This is a genomic window from Yinghuangia sp. YIM S09857, assembly GCF_051388915.1.
In the GTDB taxonomy this organism is placed as follows: Bacteria; Actinomycetota; Actinomycetes; order Streptomycetales; family Streptomycetaceae; genus Yinghuangia.
The window spans coordinates 25776-40660 of the sequence record NZ_JBPKBH010000023.1; the positions used below are offsets into that span (position 1 = coordinate 25776).

General features: G+C 73.6%; 10 protein-coding genes. 3 read left to right on the top strand and 7 right to left on the bottom strand.

The features are described 5' to 3' along the window. Positions 1 to 77: 77 nt before the first annotated feature. The gene (locus ACRX5S_RS34150; RefSeq protein ID WP_436777087.1) at positions 78 to 1202 is read right to left on the bottom strand and encodes a PLP-dependent cysteine synthase family protein; all 1125 of its coding nucleotides are present in this window, start codon (positions 1200 to 1202) and stop codon (positions 78 to 80) included. A 222-nt stretch (positions 1203 to 1424) separates the two neighbouring features. Here ACRX5S_RS34150 and ACRX5S_RS34155 point away from each other — a divergent pair, with 222 nt between their 5' ends. From ACRX5S_RS34155 to ACRX5S_RS34165, 3 genes are all read left to right on the top strand, one after another. Further along, positions 1425 to 1925 (top strand): SigE family RNA polymerase sigma factor, encoded by a 501-nt coding sequence (locus ACRX5S_RS34155; RefSeq protein ID WP_436777088.1) that lies wholly within the window; start codon positions 1425 to 1427, stop codon positions 1923 to 1925. A 94-nt stretch (positions 1926 to 2019) separates the two neighbouring features. Continuing rightward, positions 2020 to 3036, top strand: coding sequence for a hypothetical protein (locus ACRX5S_RS34160; protein WP_436777089.1), 1017 nt, complete (start codon positions 2020 to 2022; stop codon positions 3034 to 3036). A 204-nt stretch (positions 3037 to 3240) separates the two neighbouring features. After that, complete coding sequence (locus ACRX5S_RS34165) at positions 3241 to 4560, top strand: DUF2252 domain-containing protein (RefSeq protein WP_436777090.1); 1320 nt, start codon at positions 3241 to 3243, stop codon at positions 4558 to 4560. Between the two features lie 123 nt (positions 4561 to 4683). Here the strand turns inward: ACRX5S_RS34165 and ACRX5S_RS34170 are convergent, their stop codons facing one another. From ACRX5S_RS34170 to ACRX5S_RS34195, 6 genes are all read right to left on the bottom strand, one after another. Continuing rightward, positions 4684 to 5856 (bottom strand): alpha/beta hydrolase, encoded by a 1173-nt coding sequence (locus ACRX5S_RS34170; RefSeq protein ID WP_436777091.1) that lies wholly within the window; start codon positions 5854 to 5856, stop codon positions 4684 to 4686. 130 nt (positions 5857 to 5986) lie between these two features. Next, positions 5987 to 8308, bottom strand: a complete 2322-nt coding sequence (locus ACRX5S_RS34175; RefSeq protein ID WP_436777092.1) for a hypothetical protein — start codon at positions 8306 to 8308, stop codon at positions 5987 to 5989. Positions 8309 to 8318: 10 nt separating this feature from the next. Beyond that, positions 8319 to 9200 (bottom strand): hypothetical protein, encoded by an 882-nt coding sequence (locus ACRX5S_RS34180; RefSeq protein WP_436777093.1) that lies wholly within the window; start codon positions 9198 to 9200, stop codon positions 8319 to 8321. A 7-nt stretch (positions 9201 to 9207) separates the two neighbouring features. Then, positions 9208 to 10092 carry a VWA domain-containing protein gene (locus ACRX5S_RS34185; RefSeq protein WP_436777094.1) on the bottom strand — a complete coding sequence of 295 codons (885 nt, stop codon included), beginning with the start codon at positions 10090 to 10092 and terminating at the stop codon, positions 9208 to 9210. A 301-nt stretch (positions 10093 to 10393) separates the two neighbouring features. Continuing rightward, positions 10394 to 12175, bottom strand: a complete 1782-nt coding sequence (locus ACRX5S_RS34190) for an IucA/IucC family protein (RefSeq protein WP_436777095.1) — start codon at positions 12173 to 12175, stop codon at positions 10394 to 10396. Between the two features lie 795 nt (positions 12176 to 12970). Continuing rightward, on the bottom strand, positions 12971 to 14782 hold the full coding sequence (locus ACRX5S_RS34195; RefSeq protein WP_436777096.1) for an IucA/IucC family protein: 1812 nt from the start codon (positions 14780 to 14782) through the stop codon (positions 12971 to 12973). Positions 14783 to 14885 lie beyond the last annotated feature (103 nt).

The following is a 14885-nucleotide window of genomic DNA, read 5'->3' on the forward strand; positions in this document are numbered from 1 at the left end:
CTCGGAACGCCGCGCTCGGAGCGGCCGCGGGTCGGCCGCGCGCCGTCCGGGCCGTCCGCCCGGTCGGCGCTCGCGCGTCAGCGCCCGGTCTCCTCCGCGGCGGGACCGGAACGGCGGCCGGTCTCGCGCAGCCGGTCGATGGCGTCGGCGAACGGCGCGATGTCCAGGCCCTGTTCGGCCAGCCAGGCGTCCGAGTAGTAGGAGTGCGCGTAGCGCGCGCCGCCGTCGCACAGCAGCGTGACGATGGATCCGGTGCGCCCGGACTCCCGCATCTCGGCGGCGAGTTGCAGCGCGCCCCACAGGTTCGTGCCGGTCGAGCCGCCCGCCTTGTGGCCGGTCAGCCTGTGCAGGTGGCGCATGGCGGCGATGGAGGCGGCGTCCGGCACCTTGATCATGCGCTCCACCACCTCGGGGACGAAGCTCGGCTCGACGCGCGGCCGGCCGATCCCCTCGATGCGCGAGGCGGCGTTGACCGTGTACTCCGGCTCCTCGCGCGTCCAGCCGTCGAAGAACGCCGAGTTCTCCGGGTCGACGACGGCGAGCCGGGTGTCGTGGCACTGGTAGTGCACGTAACGGCCGATGGTCGCGCTGGTGCCGCCGGTGCCCGCACCGACCACGATCCAGGTCGGGACCGGGTGCCGCTCCTGGGCCATCTGACCGAAGATCGACTCGGCGATGTTGTTGTTGCCGCGCCAGTCGGTGGCCCGCTCGGCGTAGGTGAACTGGTCCATGTAGTGCCCGCCGGTCTCGGCGGCGAGGCGGCGCGAGACGTCGTACACCGTGGCCGGGTCGTCGACGAGGTGGCAGGTGCCGCCGTAGAACTCGATCAGCTCGATCTTCTCGGGGCTGGTCTTCTTGCCCATGACCGCGATGAAGGGCAGCCCGAGCATGCGCGCGAAGTAGGCCTCCGAGACGGCCGTCGAGCCGGAGGACGCCTCGATGACCGTGGTGCCCTCGCGGATCCATCCGTTGCAGAGGCCGTAGAGGAACAGCGAGCGCGCGAGGCGGTGTTTGAGGCTGCCGGTGGGGTGCGTCGACTCGTCCTTGAGGTACAGGTCGATGCCCCACTCCAGGGGCAGCGGGTAGACGAGCAGGTGGGTGTCGGCGGACCGGTTGGCGTCCGCGTGGACCTTGCGGACGGCGTCGCTGACCCAGCTTCGGGTCCGCGTACAGACCCGGTCGACATCGGTACCCACACGCACTCCTCGATCAAATGTGATCAACCTGGCACCAGGGTACGTCCCGTACCGTTCAGCCCCGGCCAAACCGCCCGACAACGCTTCATCGTGCCCGCACGCGGCACCGCGGCGGGGCAACGCGCGGGGGGCGGCCGGAAATTGTCGCGCGGGGTGTGTGACACGCCCCGCCCCGTGCCGCGTCGTAGGGGTGGAAGCAGGGGCAGCGCGTACGACAAGGACGGCCAGATGACAGCGGATCCGGACGAATTCCTCGAATTCGCCACAGCCCGGAGCGGACAGTTGTTCCGCACCGCGTGGCTGCTGTGCGGGGACTGGCACCTCGCCGAGGACCTCGTCCAGATCACCCTGGGCAAGCTGTACCGCTCGTGGCGCCGCGTCCGGGCGGCCGACAACCCGGACGCCTACGCCCGCACGGTCCTGGTCCGCAGCTACCTGTCGCACCGGCGGCTGCGCAGCAGCACCGAGCAGCCGTACGGCACCCTCCCCGACACCGCCGGACCCGACATCGACCCGGCGCTGCGCCTGACGCTGCTCAAGGGCCTGGCCGCGCTGCCGCCCAAGGACCGCGCGGTGCTCGTCCTGCGCTACTGGGAGGACATGAGCGTCGAGCAGACCGCCAAGCAGATGGGCTGCTCGGCGGGGGCGGTCCGCAACCGGTCGCTGCGCGCGCTGGAGAAGCTGCGCGGCATCCTCGGCGGCGAACTCCACATGTTCGCGGCGGCATGATGGCCGACCGAGCACCTTGCCCCGCCCGGACGCTCCCCGAGTCCGCGGCACGCCCCGCCCGCCGCCGCGCACGCGGCCGAGAGACGGTGAACCGATGAACCCCGACCAGTACGGACCCGACGGCCGGCCGGGGGCGGCCGACGAGTCGCCTCCGGACGAGCGCGCTCTCACGTACGCCATGCACGCCGCCACGCGCGGCCTCCGCCCCCCGACGGCCGAACTGGTGCGCGGCGGGCTGGAACGCGGGCGCCGCATGCGCGCGGTGCGCCGCGTGCAGATCACCGGCGCGGCCCTCGCCGTCGCGCTGCTGACGGGCACGGGCGCGCTGGTCGTGACGACCGGTTCGCACGCCTCCGGCCCGACCGGGACGGCACAGCAGCCGGATCCGCCGGAGGTGTCACGGCCGCCGTCCGCGACCCCCGAATCCCTCCCCCCGGCGCCGCCGCTGACCGGCAACGCGGTGCTGAAGACGCTGACGATGCTGCTGCCCGCCGGGAACAGTGTGGAACGCAGCCTCAACACGCTCGGCGACCCGGAGAAGATGCCCGGCAGCCTGGCCGTGTCGCTCGTCTTCCGGCCCGGCGGCGGGACACCCGGGTACGTCTCCCTCGGCTTCCTCAAGAACCGGACCAAGGAGGCGTTTCCGAGCCTCACCTGCCGGACCGATCCGCCGCCCGGGGTCACGTGCGAGGTCAGGGACCTGCCGGATGGGAGCAGCCTGCGGCTGGCCCGGGACTATGCGGCTCCGATGCCGGACGACAAGATGCCGGACGCCCTGGAGCCCAAGGTCTGGTCGGTGGTCCTGGCCCGCCACGACGGGATGGTGATCACCGCCCGGGCCGCGAACACGGAGGACATCAATGCCGTCAAGAGTCCCGCGCGCCGCGTCGACCCGGTGCTCACCCTGGCGGAGCTGGAGGCCATCGTGACCTCTCCCCGCTGGAACGACTTGACCGGCCCGGGAGCGCTGCCCGACTACCAGGGCGCGACGTCCTTCCCGGGCTCCGTACCGTCCGGCAAGGTCCCGCCCGGGTTCAGCGGTGGAGCGGCGACGGGTGACCTGGGCCCGTCGGGGTTCGCGGTGACGCAGAGCGAGCCGCCGGCCTCCTGACCCGGGCCGCCGTTCCGCCGGGCCAGTGCCACGACGCCGCTCGCGACGCCGCCTCGCCCATTCCGTCGCCGGCCCGGCGTGCCGCGCGTCACACGCGCTTTGGCCGTCCTTCCCCCGCCCCACATCCGCCCTTTACCGGCCTCCTGTCATGCTGCCGGAGAAGCAGGGCAGCGCGACGACAAAGGACGACGAAGGAGTTCGCGGGTGGTCTTCGGACAGGTGAACCGGGAGCAGCGGGCGGAACGGATCCTGAAGGTGTTCGATGCGGCCTTCGGGGAGCTGATCCAGGCCGACCCGGCGGCGTTCCGCGTCAAGTTCCGCAAGATGGCGGCCTCCGCCTTCGCGTTCTACCGGGGCACCGCGTGCCTCTACTACGCGGACGTCGACGGCGCAGCGAACCCGTTCGTGGACACGCGCACCGACCGCGTGTGGATCCACGGGGACCTGCACGCCGAGAACTTCGGCACCTACCTCAACGCCGACGGCCGCCTCGTCTTCAACGTGAACGACTTCGACGAGGCCTATCTCGGGCCGTTCATGTGGGACGTGCAGCGCTTCGCCGCGAGCCTCGCGCTCATCGGCTACGCCAAGGCGCTCAGCGACGAACTGATCGGCGAGCTCGTGGCCTCGTACGCACGCGCCTACCGCACGCAGATCCTGATGCTCACGGACGACCCGGCCGGGGCGCAGACCGCGCTCACCCTGAGCACCGCCACCGGCCCGCTGCTCGACGTGCTGCACCGGGCGCGGCTCCAGACCCGGGTTGGGCTGCTCGACGAGCAAACCGTCATCGACGGCTACGACCGCCGCTTCTCGCTGACCGGCGGGGCGTTCGCGCTGGACGACGACACGCGGAAGACGGTCCTGGAGGCGTTCGGCCGCTATCTCGCGACGACGCCGGAGACCACGCGCTCGCGGCCGGACACGTACGAGGTCAAGGACGTCGTCGGGCGCCGCGGCGTGGGCATCGGGAGTGCGGGGCTGCCGTCGTACAACCTGCTCATCGAGGGCAATACCGAGGCCCTGGAGAACGACGTCATCCTGTACATGAAGCAGGGCCAGACGCCCGCGGTGAGCCGCCATGTCACCGACGCGGACGTGCGCGCGTACTTCAGGCACGAGGGGCACCGCACGGTCATCTCGCAGCGGGCCCTCCAGGCGCACGCCGACCCGTGGCTGGGCTACACCGACATCGCGGGCGTGGGGCAGTTGGTCGCGGAGGTGTCGCCGTACGCGAACGACCTCGACTGGTCGGCGCTCAACGAGCCGGACGACATCCGCAACGTGGTCGAGTACCTGGCCCGCGCGACCGCCACCATGCACGCGGTCGCGGACGAGGACAGCAGCGGCCAGTCGCTCGTGCCGTTCTCGACCGAGCACGCGATCCGCGACGTCGTGGAGCCCGACGAGGAGGGCTTCGCGGCCCACGTCGTGGACTTCGCGCACTCGTACGCGGCCCGCACGCGCGAGGACCACGCCATCTTCGTCGATCTCTTCCGGAACGGGCGGATCACGGGGCTGTAGGCGGTAGTTCGCGCCCGTGCAGCGGGGTGCGGCCGGTCGGCCCGGGGCATGTGCCCGGAGCCGACCGGCTGTTCGTACGTCAGAGCGGCCGCGCGACCGTCGGGTCCGCGTCGCACACCGCCGTCACGCGTCGATCGCGTCCAGCAGCATCGGCAGCGCCGCGTAGATCTCGCGCTCCCAGTACTGCCACTCGTGCTGCCCGTAGGTCATGCACACGTCGGCCGCGATGCCGCGCGCCGCCAATTCGGCGGCGAAGTCGAGGTTCTGGCCGCGGATCGCCCGTTCGACGAAGCTGCCGATCCCGTCGAAGCCCTTGGGGGGCGGCGTGGCCTGGCAGCGGCCGGGTGAGGGGGTGGCGGTCTGCGCGCCGTTCCACAGCCATCCCGGGTCCACCGTGCTGCCGTTGCCGAAGGACACGAACAGCGGTGTCCCGCGCAGGCCTTCGGCCACGCCGAGGGCGCTGTTGTCGATCCACAACTGCCGCTGCCGCACGTCCGATTCGACGTCGGTGTAGAACGGGTAGCCGGGCTCGCCGTTGATGCGCTTCCAGTCGACGCCGCAGTTCAGCGCGCCCGCCTTGACCACGCTCGGCCCCTGGATCGCCTCCTCCGCGTCGTAGTGCAGCATGTTGACCGCACCGCTGATCGCGGCCACCGCCTTGAAGTGCCCGGGGTGCTTGCCGGCCAGCATCATCGCGCCGCCGCCGCCCATCGAGATGCCCAGTACCGACCGCTCGCCGCTCGCCCGGTACTGCGACTCCAGGATGTCGCTGACCTCGTCGACGATGTAGTCCTCCCAGTTCGGCGGCTGCGACCCGTCTCCGTAGTTCCACCAGTTCAGGTACGAACTGCACTTGCTGGTCTCCGGCATGACGACCATGACGTCCTCGTCGGCGACCATCTCCTCGATGTGCGTCTGGTCGGTGTAGCTGGTGTGGTCGTCCCCGCCGCCGTGCAACATCCACAGCGTGGGCCAGGTCCGGTCCGCGTCCTTGGACCAGTTCTCGGGCAGCAGCACGCGCACCCACTTGACCGTCATGTTGTCGGTCGAGGGTGAGTGGATGCCGATGTCGATCACGCGCTTGTTCGGATTGGTGCTGTTGTCCGGGTAGAGCGGGAGGTTCGGGTACGCCTCCCACCACACGCTCGCGGGGTTCGCGGTGGTCGTGGTGGCCTGCGCACCCGGGGCCGAGAGGCCGAGGCCGAGCAGCAGGGCGAGGACGAGGAACCACCCGGTGAAGCGGCGGCGCGGTACGGCGCGGCGCGCGGACGGGCGGGCACGTGACGCTGGATGCATGGGGCGAACTCCTTGGTGGCCGACCGGGAACGGCGGACTGCGGCCGGAAGCCTCGCCCAGGCGACACGTGTCACACAAGACCGGATTTCAGTCGAACGATTGAAAGAATTCGGTCGTCGGCGGAGAGCCGTCACCGGCCTCGGAGGGCATGCGCCACGAAGCGCGGGAACGTCAGCGCCGTGAAGGACTCCGCCTCCGCGCGGGCCGCGTCGAGGGCGGTCGCGGCTGCCTCGCGGGCGCTTTCGGCGGCGGCGAGCACCGCTTCGGCGTCGCGTACCGCCGCCTCCGCACGCGCCACGTCACCGGCTCCGGCGCCCGCCAACCGGTTCTCCTCGGCAGCCAAGTCGGCGTCGAGCAAAGCGAGTTCGTCGAGGGCGACGGCACGGGCGCGGGCGGCCTGCCGGGCGAGGTCGAGCCGCCGGTCGGCCCGTCTACGGTGCAACTCCTGCGCCTCCTGGTACGGCAGCGTCGCGGGCAACCGGATCCGCAACTCCTCCACCACCTCGTCGCGCCACTCCTGGAGACTCCGCGCGAGGGCAGGGCTCATCCCGTCGATCTTGACGGTCCGCCCGGGGCGCGACAGCACCGCCTGGTCCCGCCGCTCCGCCGAGGTGGGCACGGCGGACGTGATCCGCGTGAAGTCGGCGGCGGTACGCACGCCTTCGCCGCGCAGCACGGCCGCGATCCGGGACCCCAGCATCTCGGCCGGGATCGGGTGCCGCCGCAGTCCCTCGTCGATGGCGCGCTCCTGGAGGGCACGCAGCGCAAGCAACTCCTCACGCCCGCCGGAACCTTCCAGCAGCACGCGGCGCTGCTCGACGGATTCCAGTGCCTCCGCGAGCCGCTTCTCGACCGCTTCGCGCTCGAACTCGTAGCGGCTGCGCAGCAGTTTGCCGTCGGCGAGCTGCCGTGCCGCGACGTCGGCGTGGGCCCCGCGGGCGTCCTCGGTGGCCGCGCGGGCCCGTCGGACGCGGAGGGCCGCCAGTGCGTCCAGCTCCTCGGCGTCCCCGACCGCCTCCACGGCGGCGTCCCGGCGACGGAGCTCCGGCGAGTCGCGGTACGCCCGCCGCGCGCTCCCGTACCCGGACACGACCACCGTCGCACCGGTCACGGCGGCGGCGACGGCGGCCCAGATCCACGGGCCCGCGAGGACGACGCCTGTGCCGGTGACGGCGGCGAACGCGGCCAGGGCGGAGGCGGCGGCGCGGATGTGCCGGGTGAGGCGGCGCGGGACCGTGGTGAAGACGGGCGGCGGTGTCGACGGGGCCTCCGCGGGTGCGCGTCCGGCTTCCGCGGCGGGCGGAACGGCGCCCCCCGGTGCACCCTCCGGCTCCCTCTCCGGGATCCCCGAAGCCCCTTCGTCCGGCGGTATGTTCGGTGGCTCCGTCGCTCCCTGCCTCAGCGTTCCGAGAGCCGCCGCCTCCCCCGCATCCTGGACCAGCGCCTCGGCCAGCCACCCCGGCAAGCCGCCGCGCGGACGGGCTGCCGACGTGACGGGCTCGCCCAGCGGCCCCGTCTCGGCCATCGGCCGGGTCGCCCAGTGCGCGAGACGCGCCCACTCGTCCGTCAACGCGGGTGACGCACACGCGGTGGCGGAGAAGCGGTCCGATTGCGTCGGCGCGTTGAAGTCCTCGGCCTTGAGCAGCAGATGTTCGCCACCGTCCTCGTGGAAGGTCCGCCACAGCCACGGTTCGCGGGCGAGCGTGCGCAGCGTCAGGTGGATGAGATGCGCCGAGAAGCGGTCGAGGCCGGGGCCGAAGTCGCGCGAACCACGCAGCGGGTGCTGGTAGTTGCGGTGCCCGTGCTCGGCCGCGGGCAGCCCGGCCAGCGACGGGACGTACATCCCGTCGTAGTCGATCAGCCGCAGGCCGCCGTCCGGGGCCACGATCAGGTTGCCGTGCTGGAGGTCCCCGTGGGCGAGTCCGTGCGCCTCCAGGTCGGCCACGACGGCGGCGAATCGTTCGGCGAGCCCTTCGAGCCCGGCGCGGTCACCGAGATGGGCCTCGATCCACGGGATCAGCCCGGTCCCCTCGACCCATTCCATGAGGATCACCGGGAACCACCGGCCGCGCACCAGGATGCCGCGCGGCACGTACTCGACGGGCACGCGCCAGTCCGCGTCCGGTACCCGCAGCGCCTCGGCGACGGCCCGGTAGCGCCGCAGCCGTCCCGGTATCGCGCGGGTGAAGCACTTGACGGCGAACTCCCGCCCGGCGCCCGCCGTTCCGGGCGTGTCCGCACCGGTGGAGGTGACCCGGAAGACGCTGCCGAAGTTCCCCGACACCGCGCGCGGCATGCGCAGTGGGCCCATGGCCACGAGCCCCCCGGCGACCGTCGGGTGGGCGAAGCAGAGGGTCGTGTCGCGGATCGCCTCGCTGTAGTCCGCTCCCGTGGGATACGGCCCGTCCGTCCCGTCCGCGACCGCCCCCGCCGCCCACCTGCCGGTCGTCACCTGGCCCGCCTCACCGGGGCTCGATGCGTATGAGCGTCACGTCGTCGTTGCGCAACTCCCCCGACGCGCGGCGGCGTTCCGCCCATGCGGCGAAGTCGCGCGGCGACGCGGAGTCGAGGACGCGCAGCGCGTGCCAGGGCCTTCCGCCCTCCTCCCGGCGGCGCAGGAACCACGCCGCCATCGCGTCCGTCGCCAGGTAGAAGCGGTCGCCCACGACCCACGAGCCGCCGACTACACGCGCGTGCGATTCGACCGCGGCACGGTCCTGGCCGAGGCTGGCCGCGAGTGCCGGGTGGTTGCCGAAGTCGTCGGCCTTGTCCACCGGGAAGGCCAGGCGCAGTTGGTCGCCGCGTACGTGGAAGAGACAGGTGTCGCCCAGTGCCGCGGCCGACCAGGTGCCGCGGGCGGGCGCCCAGCGGTGTGCGGCGAAGTGCGCGACCAGCAGCGTGGCGTGGGCGCCGCGCTCGAACCCGGGGCGTTCGTACCAGGCGAGTGGTCGGCCGCGCAGCTCGCGCGCGTTCTCGTACCGCTTCATCAGGTCGGGCCAGCGGTCCGCGGCGCGCCCGAGCACGTCGGCGAACCCGGCCGCGGTGCGCAGCATCCCGTTGGGTGCTCCCCCGGCCTGGCGGACCAGCAGTTCGGCCCAGCGCCGCGCCAGCAGGCTGTCGGACGCGCCGTCCGACACCGCCGCGCGCACACTCGACACCCTGCCGACCCCGCCTCGGCGGCAGGTCGGCCCCGGCGGCGGCATCATGCTGCGGCCGGTGCCGATGACCGCGCTGCCGCCCTGCACGGACGGGACGCCGCGGCTCCCGACCCATGCCGCGTCCTCGTACTCGTGCGCCTCCGCCCCGCCCTTGTGCAGCGCGAGCACCGTGACGTGGGCACGCATGCCGCCGTTACCTGAGGTCCGCCGCGCGCGTGCCGATGTCGAGGAACTGGACGACCGCGGACAGGTCGGCGTTGAAGACGAACCCGCGTGCGCCGTCGGCGACGTCGGTGCCCTGCTCGGTCGCGTAGGCGCGCATGCCGGGCGGCAGTTCGCTGGACATGGCGTAGAGCAAGTGCGCGTACTTGTCGGGCAGTTCGTCGCCCGGCCCGGGGAAGCCCACGGGGGTGGTGCGGTTGGCCGAGATGTGCAGGTTGAACATCAGCGCCTCGCCGTCGGCGGTGACGTGGTAGCGCAGCCGGGTCGCGGCCTCGGCGGGGTTGCCGTCGGTGGACTCGCCGTCGGTGAGGTTGAGCACGATGGGCGGGAAGCCCTCGGGATGCGCGTCGACCCACCCCTGCACGAGCTTGGACGCCGCGCCGACCGCCTGGCACATCGGCGTGCCGCCGGACGCCACCGGCTCGACCCACACCGGGACCTCGGCCGTGCGCTCGACCAGCCCGCCCGCGCCGTCCGGCACCTTGCGGACCCGCGCGTCGAAGCGGGCCGGGTGCTCGACGATCTCGCTGAGCGGCACCAGTTCCCGCCCGGCGAGGCCGCCGGAGAGGGCGGGCAGCACGGTGTGGCCGTAGCCGATGACCGCGATGTGGAAGTAGTCGCGGACGCCCTCCTCCTTCGCGCACCGCACGGACAGCTCGAACAGCAGGCGGTTGAGCGCGTCGGCCACGACGTCCGCCTTGCGCGGCGGGGCGGCCTGCGCGTCGCGCCCTTCCCGGACGTCGGCGCCGCCGGTCCCGGGTGCGGTTCCGATCGGGTCGTCCATCGAACTGGACTGGTCGATCAGAAAGATCAGGCAGCCGGGGTGCGCCCGGCTGATCTCGGCGGTGTACGGCATGGTGCGTCCCCCAGGTCCCCGTGGTCGTGGCGCGGTACGGGCGTTTCCGACTCGGTCCAGCGTAAGGACGCGGACTCGCCGAGGTCCAAGGGACTTTCCTCCACATCGGGACACATCCGGACATGCCGCACCCGGTCCCGGGAGTGGGCGGCGCGACGGCACGGCCCGGCGGTCATGCCTCGGGCCTGTGCGTGGTCACGCCTCGGGCCTGCGCGGTTACGCCTCGGACCTGCGTGGTCGCACTTCGAACCTGCGGGGCCACGCCTCGGACCTGCGCGGTCACGCCTCGGACCCGCACGGGTCATGTCTCAGGCCCGTGCAGCGGGCTCGGCACCGTCTCCGGCGGTGCCGGGCGGCGGCCGGGCAGCCGGTCGCGGTTCGGGGTGTGCCGGGCCAGGCGCGGGCCGAGCAGGCCGAACATGGCGTAGCGCTCCTTGAGGTCGGGGAATCGCTGCTGGTAGCGCGTCGTTTCGGCGCGGACCAGGGCCCAGAACACCGCTTCGGGGACGCCGAGTTCGTCGTCCGCGAGCGTTGCGAGGTGCCGCAACGGGCCGCCGAACAGCCCGCCGCCGAACAACCGTCCCAGATCGCCGGGGCGGTAAGCGGTGCCCGTCCGGCCCGGCCCGCCGACCTCCCATGCCTCCCCGAAGTCCCCGGCTCCGCCCGGGCCGGCTGTCGGCCACGGCAGGCCGTCCGCCTCGGGGAAGGTCGCGCCGTCCGCGTCCGTGCAGGCCAGGAGGCCGCGCGCGACGTCGCGGACGACGAGGCGCGCGGGGACCTCGCCCGCGTCCGAAACCACGACCAGCGTTTCGCCGTATGCCGGGACGGCCAGCCCGTAGCGGTACAGCAGGTGCAGCAACGGCGGCAGCACCGCGCTGCACAACCAGCGCAGCCATTCGCGCGGCGCCAGGCCGGACCGGGCCACAAGCTCGGCGACGACCGCTCGCCCGGCGTGGTCGCGGTGCAGCAACGCCGGGAGCGAACGGGCGCGTTCGCCGGGTTCCAGGTGTGCCGCGAGCGGTTCGCTCCATGACGCTCCGAGCAGCGCGCGGTACGGGTGGCCGCCCCCGTCGTCGCACACCGCGTCCAGGTTCGGGTGCCGAACGGTCACCGAGGCGAGGTCGGCGAGCAGCGCGACGCGGCTCTCACCGTGCAGGAACGGGTCGGCGTGGTAGCGGTCGACGAGCCACCGCGTGGTCTCCGGGGACGCCGAGGGCGGCCGCGCCATCGAGCGGCACAGCGGCGCGTCCGGCCCCGCGAGGGGCAGTGCGACGTCGCGGCGCCCGGGCCGGTCGAGGTTGGTGAAGCCGCCCGCGGCCTGGCGCGGCAGGTAGCGGTCGGGGCCGCCGTCGCCGAGCGGGACGATCCGGCCGTGCGCGAGGTCCTCCGCGTAGAGCGGCAGGACGGTCTCGTCCCACTGCCACGGGTGCACGGGCAGCCAGATGTAGTCGGCGGGGTCGAGGCCGCGGTCGCGCAGGCGGGCGGTGAAGCGGCGCCGGGTGGAGGGATCCAACTCCTCGGCGCGGAGCCGTTGTTCGGTGAGATCGGGGGAACTCGACCGCCAAACCGCGATCGTGCGGTGCACGGCGGCCCACGGCAGGCGGATGGGGTTGCGCGCCTCGGGGGCCCACCGGGTGGCGTCGGTTGCGGAGAACCCGGGGCGCACCCGGTCGGGCACCAGCCCGGGCCGGCCGGACGCGCGGCCCTCCAGGTCGAGGTAGGGCATGTCGGCCAGTTGGGCGGCCGAGAGACGCTCGCGGGCGTCCTCGCGGGCTGCGCCGAGCAGGGCCATGGTCACCTCACGCACCAGGCGGGCGCTCTCGTCGGGGCCGAGGCCGAGTTCGGCGCCGGCGTCGACGACGAGTCGGGCGGGGTCGGTCGCGGGGGCGGCGACGCCGTCGGCGACGCGGAGCACGGATCCGGGTTGGATGCGCCAGGTGCCGAACGCGCCGCGCCGGGCGCGGAAGGAGTACACGGCGTGGCCGGCGAGTTCGAGGCGGTAGCGCGGGGCCGGGAGGGCAGGCGGGGACGGCAGGTCGGCCGGCGGTCCGGGGGTCGGTGCCACGTTCAGACCGAGGTTCATCCCGAGGGTCCGACCAAGCTTCACCCCGGGTTCCGACCCGGGTTCCGACCCGGGTTCCGACCCGGGTTCCGACCCGGGTTGCGACCCGGGCCCCGCCCCGACACTCGCCCCGGGGTTCGACCCGGGTTCCGACCCGACACTCGCCCCGGGTTCCGACCCGGGCCCCGATCCGGAACTCGACCCGGGGCTCGACCCGTCCGAGGGAGGATCGGCCCCGGTCCCCGGGGCGGGCTGCCGGTCGAAGTCCGCGCGTGAGCGCGCGTTTTCGGCCGGCCCTGCGGCGCCGGTCGGATGCGCCTCCGCTTCCACCTCCATCCATGCTTCCGTCCCCGCGACTCCGCCCGAACCTGCGGTCGCCGCGAGGTGCGGGGCGGCATCCGCATCCGTCCGCATGCCCGGGACGTCGGCCGCCGGATCGGCCTCGTCGCGGATCGGGCTGAGCAGCCCTTCGTAGGCGTATTCGGCGAGCAGTGCCAGCAGGAGTGCGGAGGAGGCCCGTTGCCAGGCGGGACCGGTGAGTTCGGGGACGTCGGGCAGCGGCACGGGCCCTCCTGAGGTACGCGGCGGCGCGGTGCCGGGCACCGGCGCCGCGCCGCGCGGGCCGGTTGGCACACGCCGAAAGTAGTGCAGGATCCGGCGGGCGTCAGCCGGATGCCGTTCGGGTCATCCGGTCGCGCGGGCCGGACGCGGACCGGGCCGCCACAAGGCGCGGTCCGGCCGCGGGCCGGCGGCCCGGAGGAGGTTGTCGGGCGTCTGTCGGGAGCATGGGGCGGTCGGACGGGCCGCAAGTCCGGTTCAGATTGCGGCGATCGGGTTCGCGATGTCGACGTAGACGGTGCGGTTCGCGTGCGGACCGGGCGGGGCCGCGAGGCCCGCGACGCGGGTGCGCAGGTTCGCTTTGCAGCGTAGTCGGGGGGCGTCCAGCAGCGTCGTGATCAGGTCACCGGCGAGCAACCCTTGGTCGGCCTGCTCGTGGTCGGTGCGGACGCGGCGCAGGAACTCGCGTACGCGGGCCAACAGCCGTGTCTCGTCGGCAAGTCCCTCGGCCCCGAGCGCCCCGACCAGGCCCAGCACGTTGTTGACGCCGACGCAGTAGCCGAGGCGTTCGTCGACGACGGCGTCCGTGGACCATGTCGCCGCGTCCTCACGGACGTCCGCCGGCAGCCAGCGGGCGAGCGGGGCGCCGCGCGCGGCCGAGAAGTGGTACCCCTGGTTGCCGCGGTAGCGTCCGCCGATGGGCCAGCCGTCGCCGTCGAGGACGACGAGAGTGTTCTGCTGATGGGCTTCGAGGCCGAGCCCGTACTCCGCGTACAGCCACAGCACGGGCGCCACCACGACGTCGAGGTAGCGGACGAGCCAGGTCTCGGCGACCTCGGCGGGCGGGCGTCCGGTGTGCACGGCGAGGTGGTGCACGGTGCGCCCGAGGAGCGAGCGGCGCGCGGGGCGGTCGGGTCGCGACGCGGTGAGACCGGCGACGCACACGACGCGGTCGCGCGGGCCGAACGGGTTGTCACGCACCACGAGTTCGAGCCCGCTCTCGCAACTGCTGCCCGGTGCGCGCAGGGTCAGCCAGCCCAGGTCCCGGACCACGTCGAACCCGGGGTGGGCGCCGTGCAGAACGCGCTTCAGGCCCGCGTCGAGCATCCGGTGCACGGCCAGTCCGCGGCGCATCTCGGACCGCAGGTTCTCGCGGCGCGAGTCGGCCACCTCGGCGCCGAGGGAGGTCTTGAGCATGACCGGGGCGTCCGGGCGGTAGAGCGTACGGACCGACGAGGTCGGCGACCACGCGGGCCCGGCGGGGCCGAGGTCGTGCAGGAGCCCGGCGTCCAGCAGCGCACGGACGCCGGGGCGGGCGGCGGCGTCGCGGGCCTGCCAGGGGTGCGCGGGGAAGACCACGGTCCCCGCCGGGCGTTCCAGACCGGGCCCGGCGAGGGTGGCGAAGATGGCCGGGAGTGGGCCGATCAGGTCCTCGTCCAACTGCACGACGCCGGGGTCCGCGGCGAACCAGTGCAGCGGGAAACGCCCGCGCAGCTCCGGGGAGAACCGTTCCGCCTCGGCATCGTCGACGCCTTGCCGGCTGTGCGGGGTGGGATGGAACGGGTGGCCGAGCAACAGGGCCTGCTCGGCCTCCAGGAACGGGGTCGCGGCGCTCTCCGCGGACGCGTGCGGCGCGTCCGGCTCCGCCTGCGGCGCCCGGGTGTCCGGGACGCGCGCCTCGGTCGGGCGGACGTCCTCGGCGTGCCGCACGATCAGGTGCCGCGCGGTCCGGCGCACGGAGTCCCTTACGCGCGCCGCGAATTCGGCCGCGATGTCGGCACGGCGGTCGGCGCACACCAGGGTGGCGAGCGCGGCGGCGTCCAGCACGGCCGCGGTGTCGGACTCGGCGACGCGTGCCGGGCCGAAGCGGTGCCAGCCGGTCGGTGAGCAATACTCCAGGGCCACTTCGACGACGGGGCCGTTGTCGGCGAGGGCGACGCGGACGACTGGGCCGTCGCGGACCACGACGCCGTCCTCGCGCAACAAGCAGCGCAGCAGCGCCTCGACGGCCGCGCGATCCGCGGCCTCGGTCAAGTCGGCGTCCGACGGCGGGCCGCCGGGGTCGGGCACGGGCGGGAGTGTGGGCGAACCGGGCCGCTGGTGCGCGACCCGCGTCGCCGGTACCTGACCGGATGGCGACATAGGCTGTACGGACCTCCCCGTGGTCGACAAC

What these genes read in the sequence shown, in the direction of transcription:
- ACRX5S_RS34155 (WP_436777088.1), top strand. Translation starts at nt 1,425, where the DNA reads ATGACAGCGGATCCGGACGAATTCCTCGAATTCGCCACAGCCCGGAGC.
- ACRX5S_RS34160 (WP_436777089.1), top strand. Translation starts at nt 2,020, where the DNA reads ATGAACCCCGACCAGTACGGACCCGACGGCCGGCCGGGGGCGGCCGAC.
- ACRX5S_RS34170 (WP_436777091.1), bottom strand. Translation starts at nt 5,856, where the DNA reads ATGCATCCAGCGTCACGTGCCCGCCCGTCCGCGCGCCGCGCCGTACCG.
- ACRX5S_RS34180 (WP_436777093.1), bottom strand. Translation starts at nt 9,200, where the DNA reads ATGCGTGCCCACGTCACGGTGCTCGCGCTGCACAAGGGCGGGGCGGAG.
- ACRX5S_RS34185 (WP_436777094.1), bottom strand. Translation starts at nt 10,092, where the DNA reads ATGCCGTACACCGCCGAGATCAGCCGGGCGCACCCCGGCTGCCTGATC.
- ACRX5S_RS34190 (WP_436777095.1), bottom strand. Translation starts at nt 12,175, where the DNA reads ATGAACCTCGGTCTGAACGTGGCACCGACCCCCGGACCGCCGGCCGAC.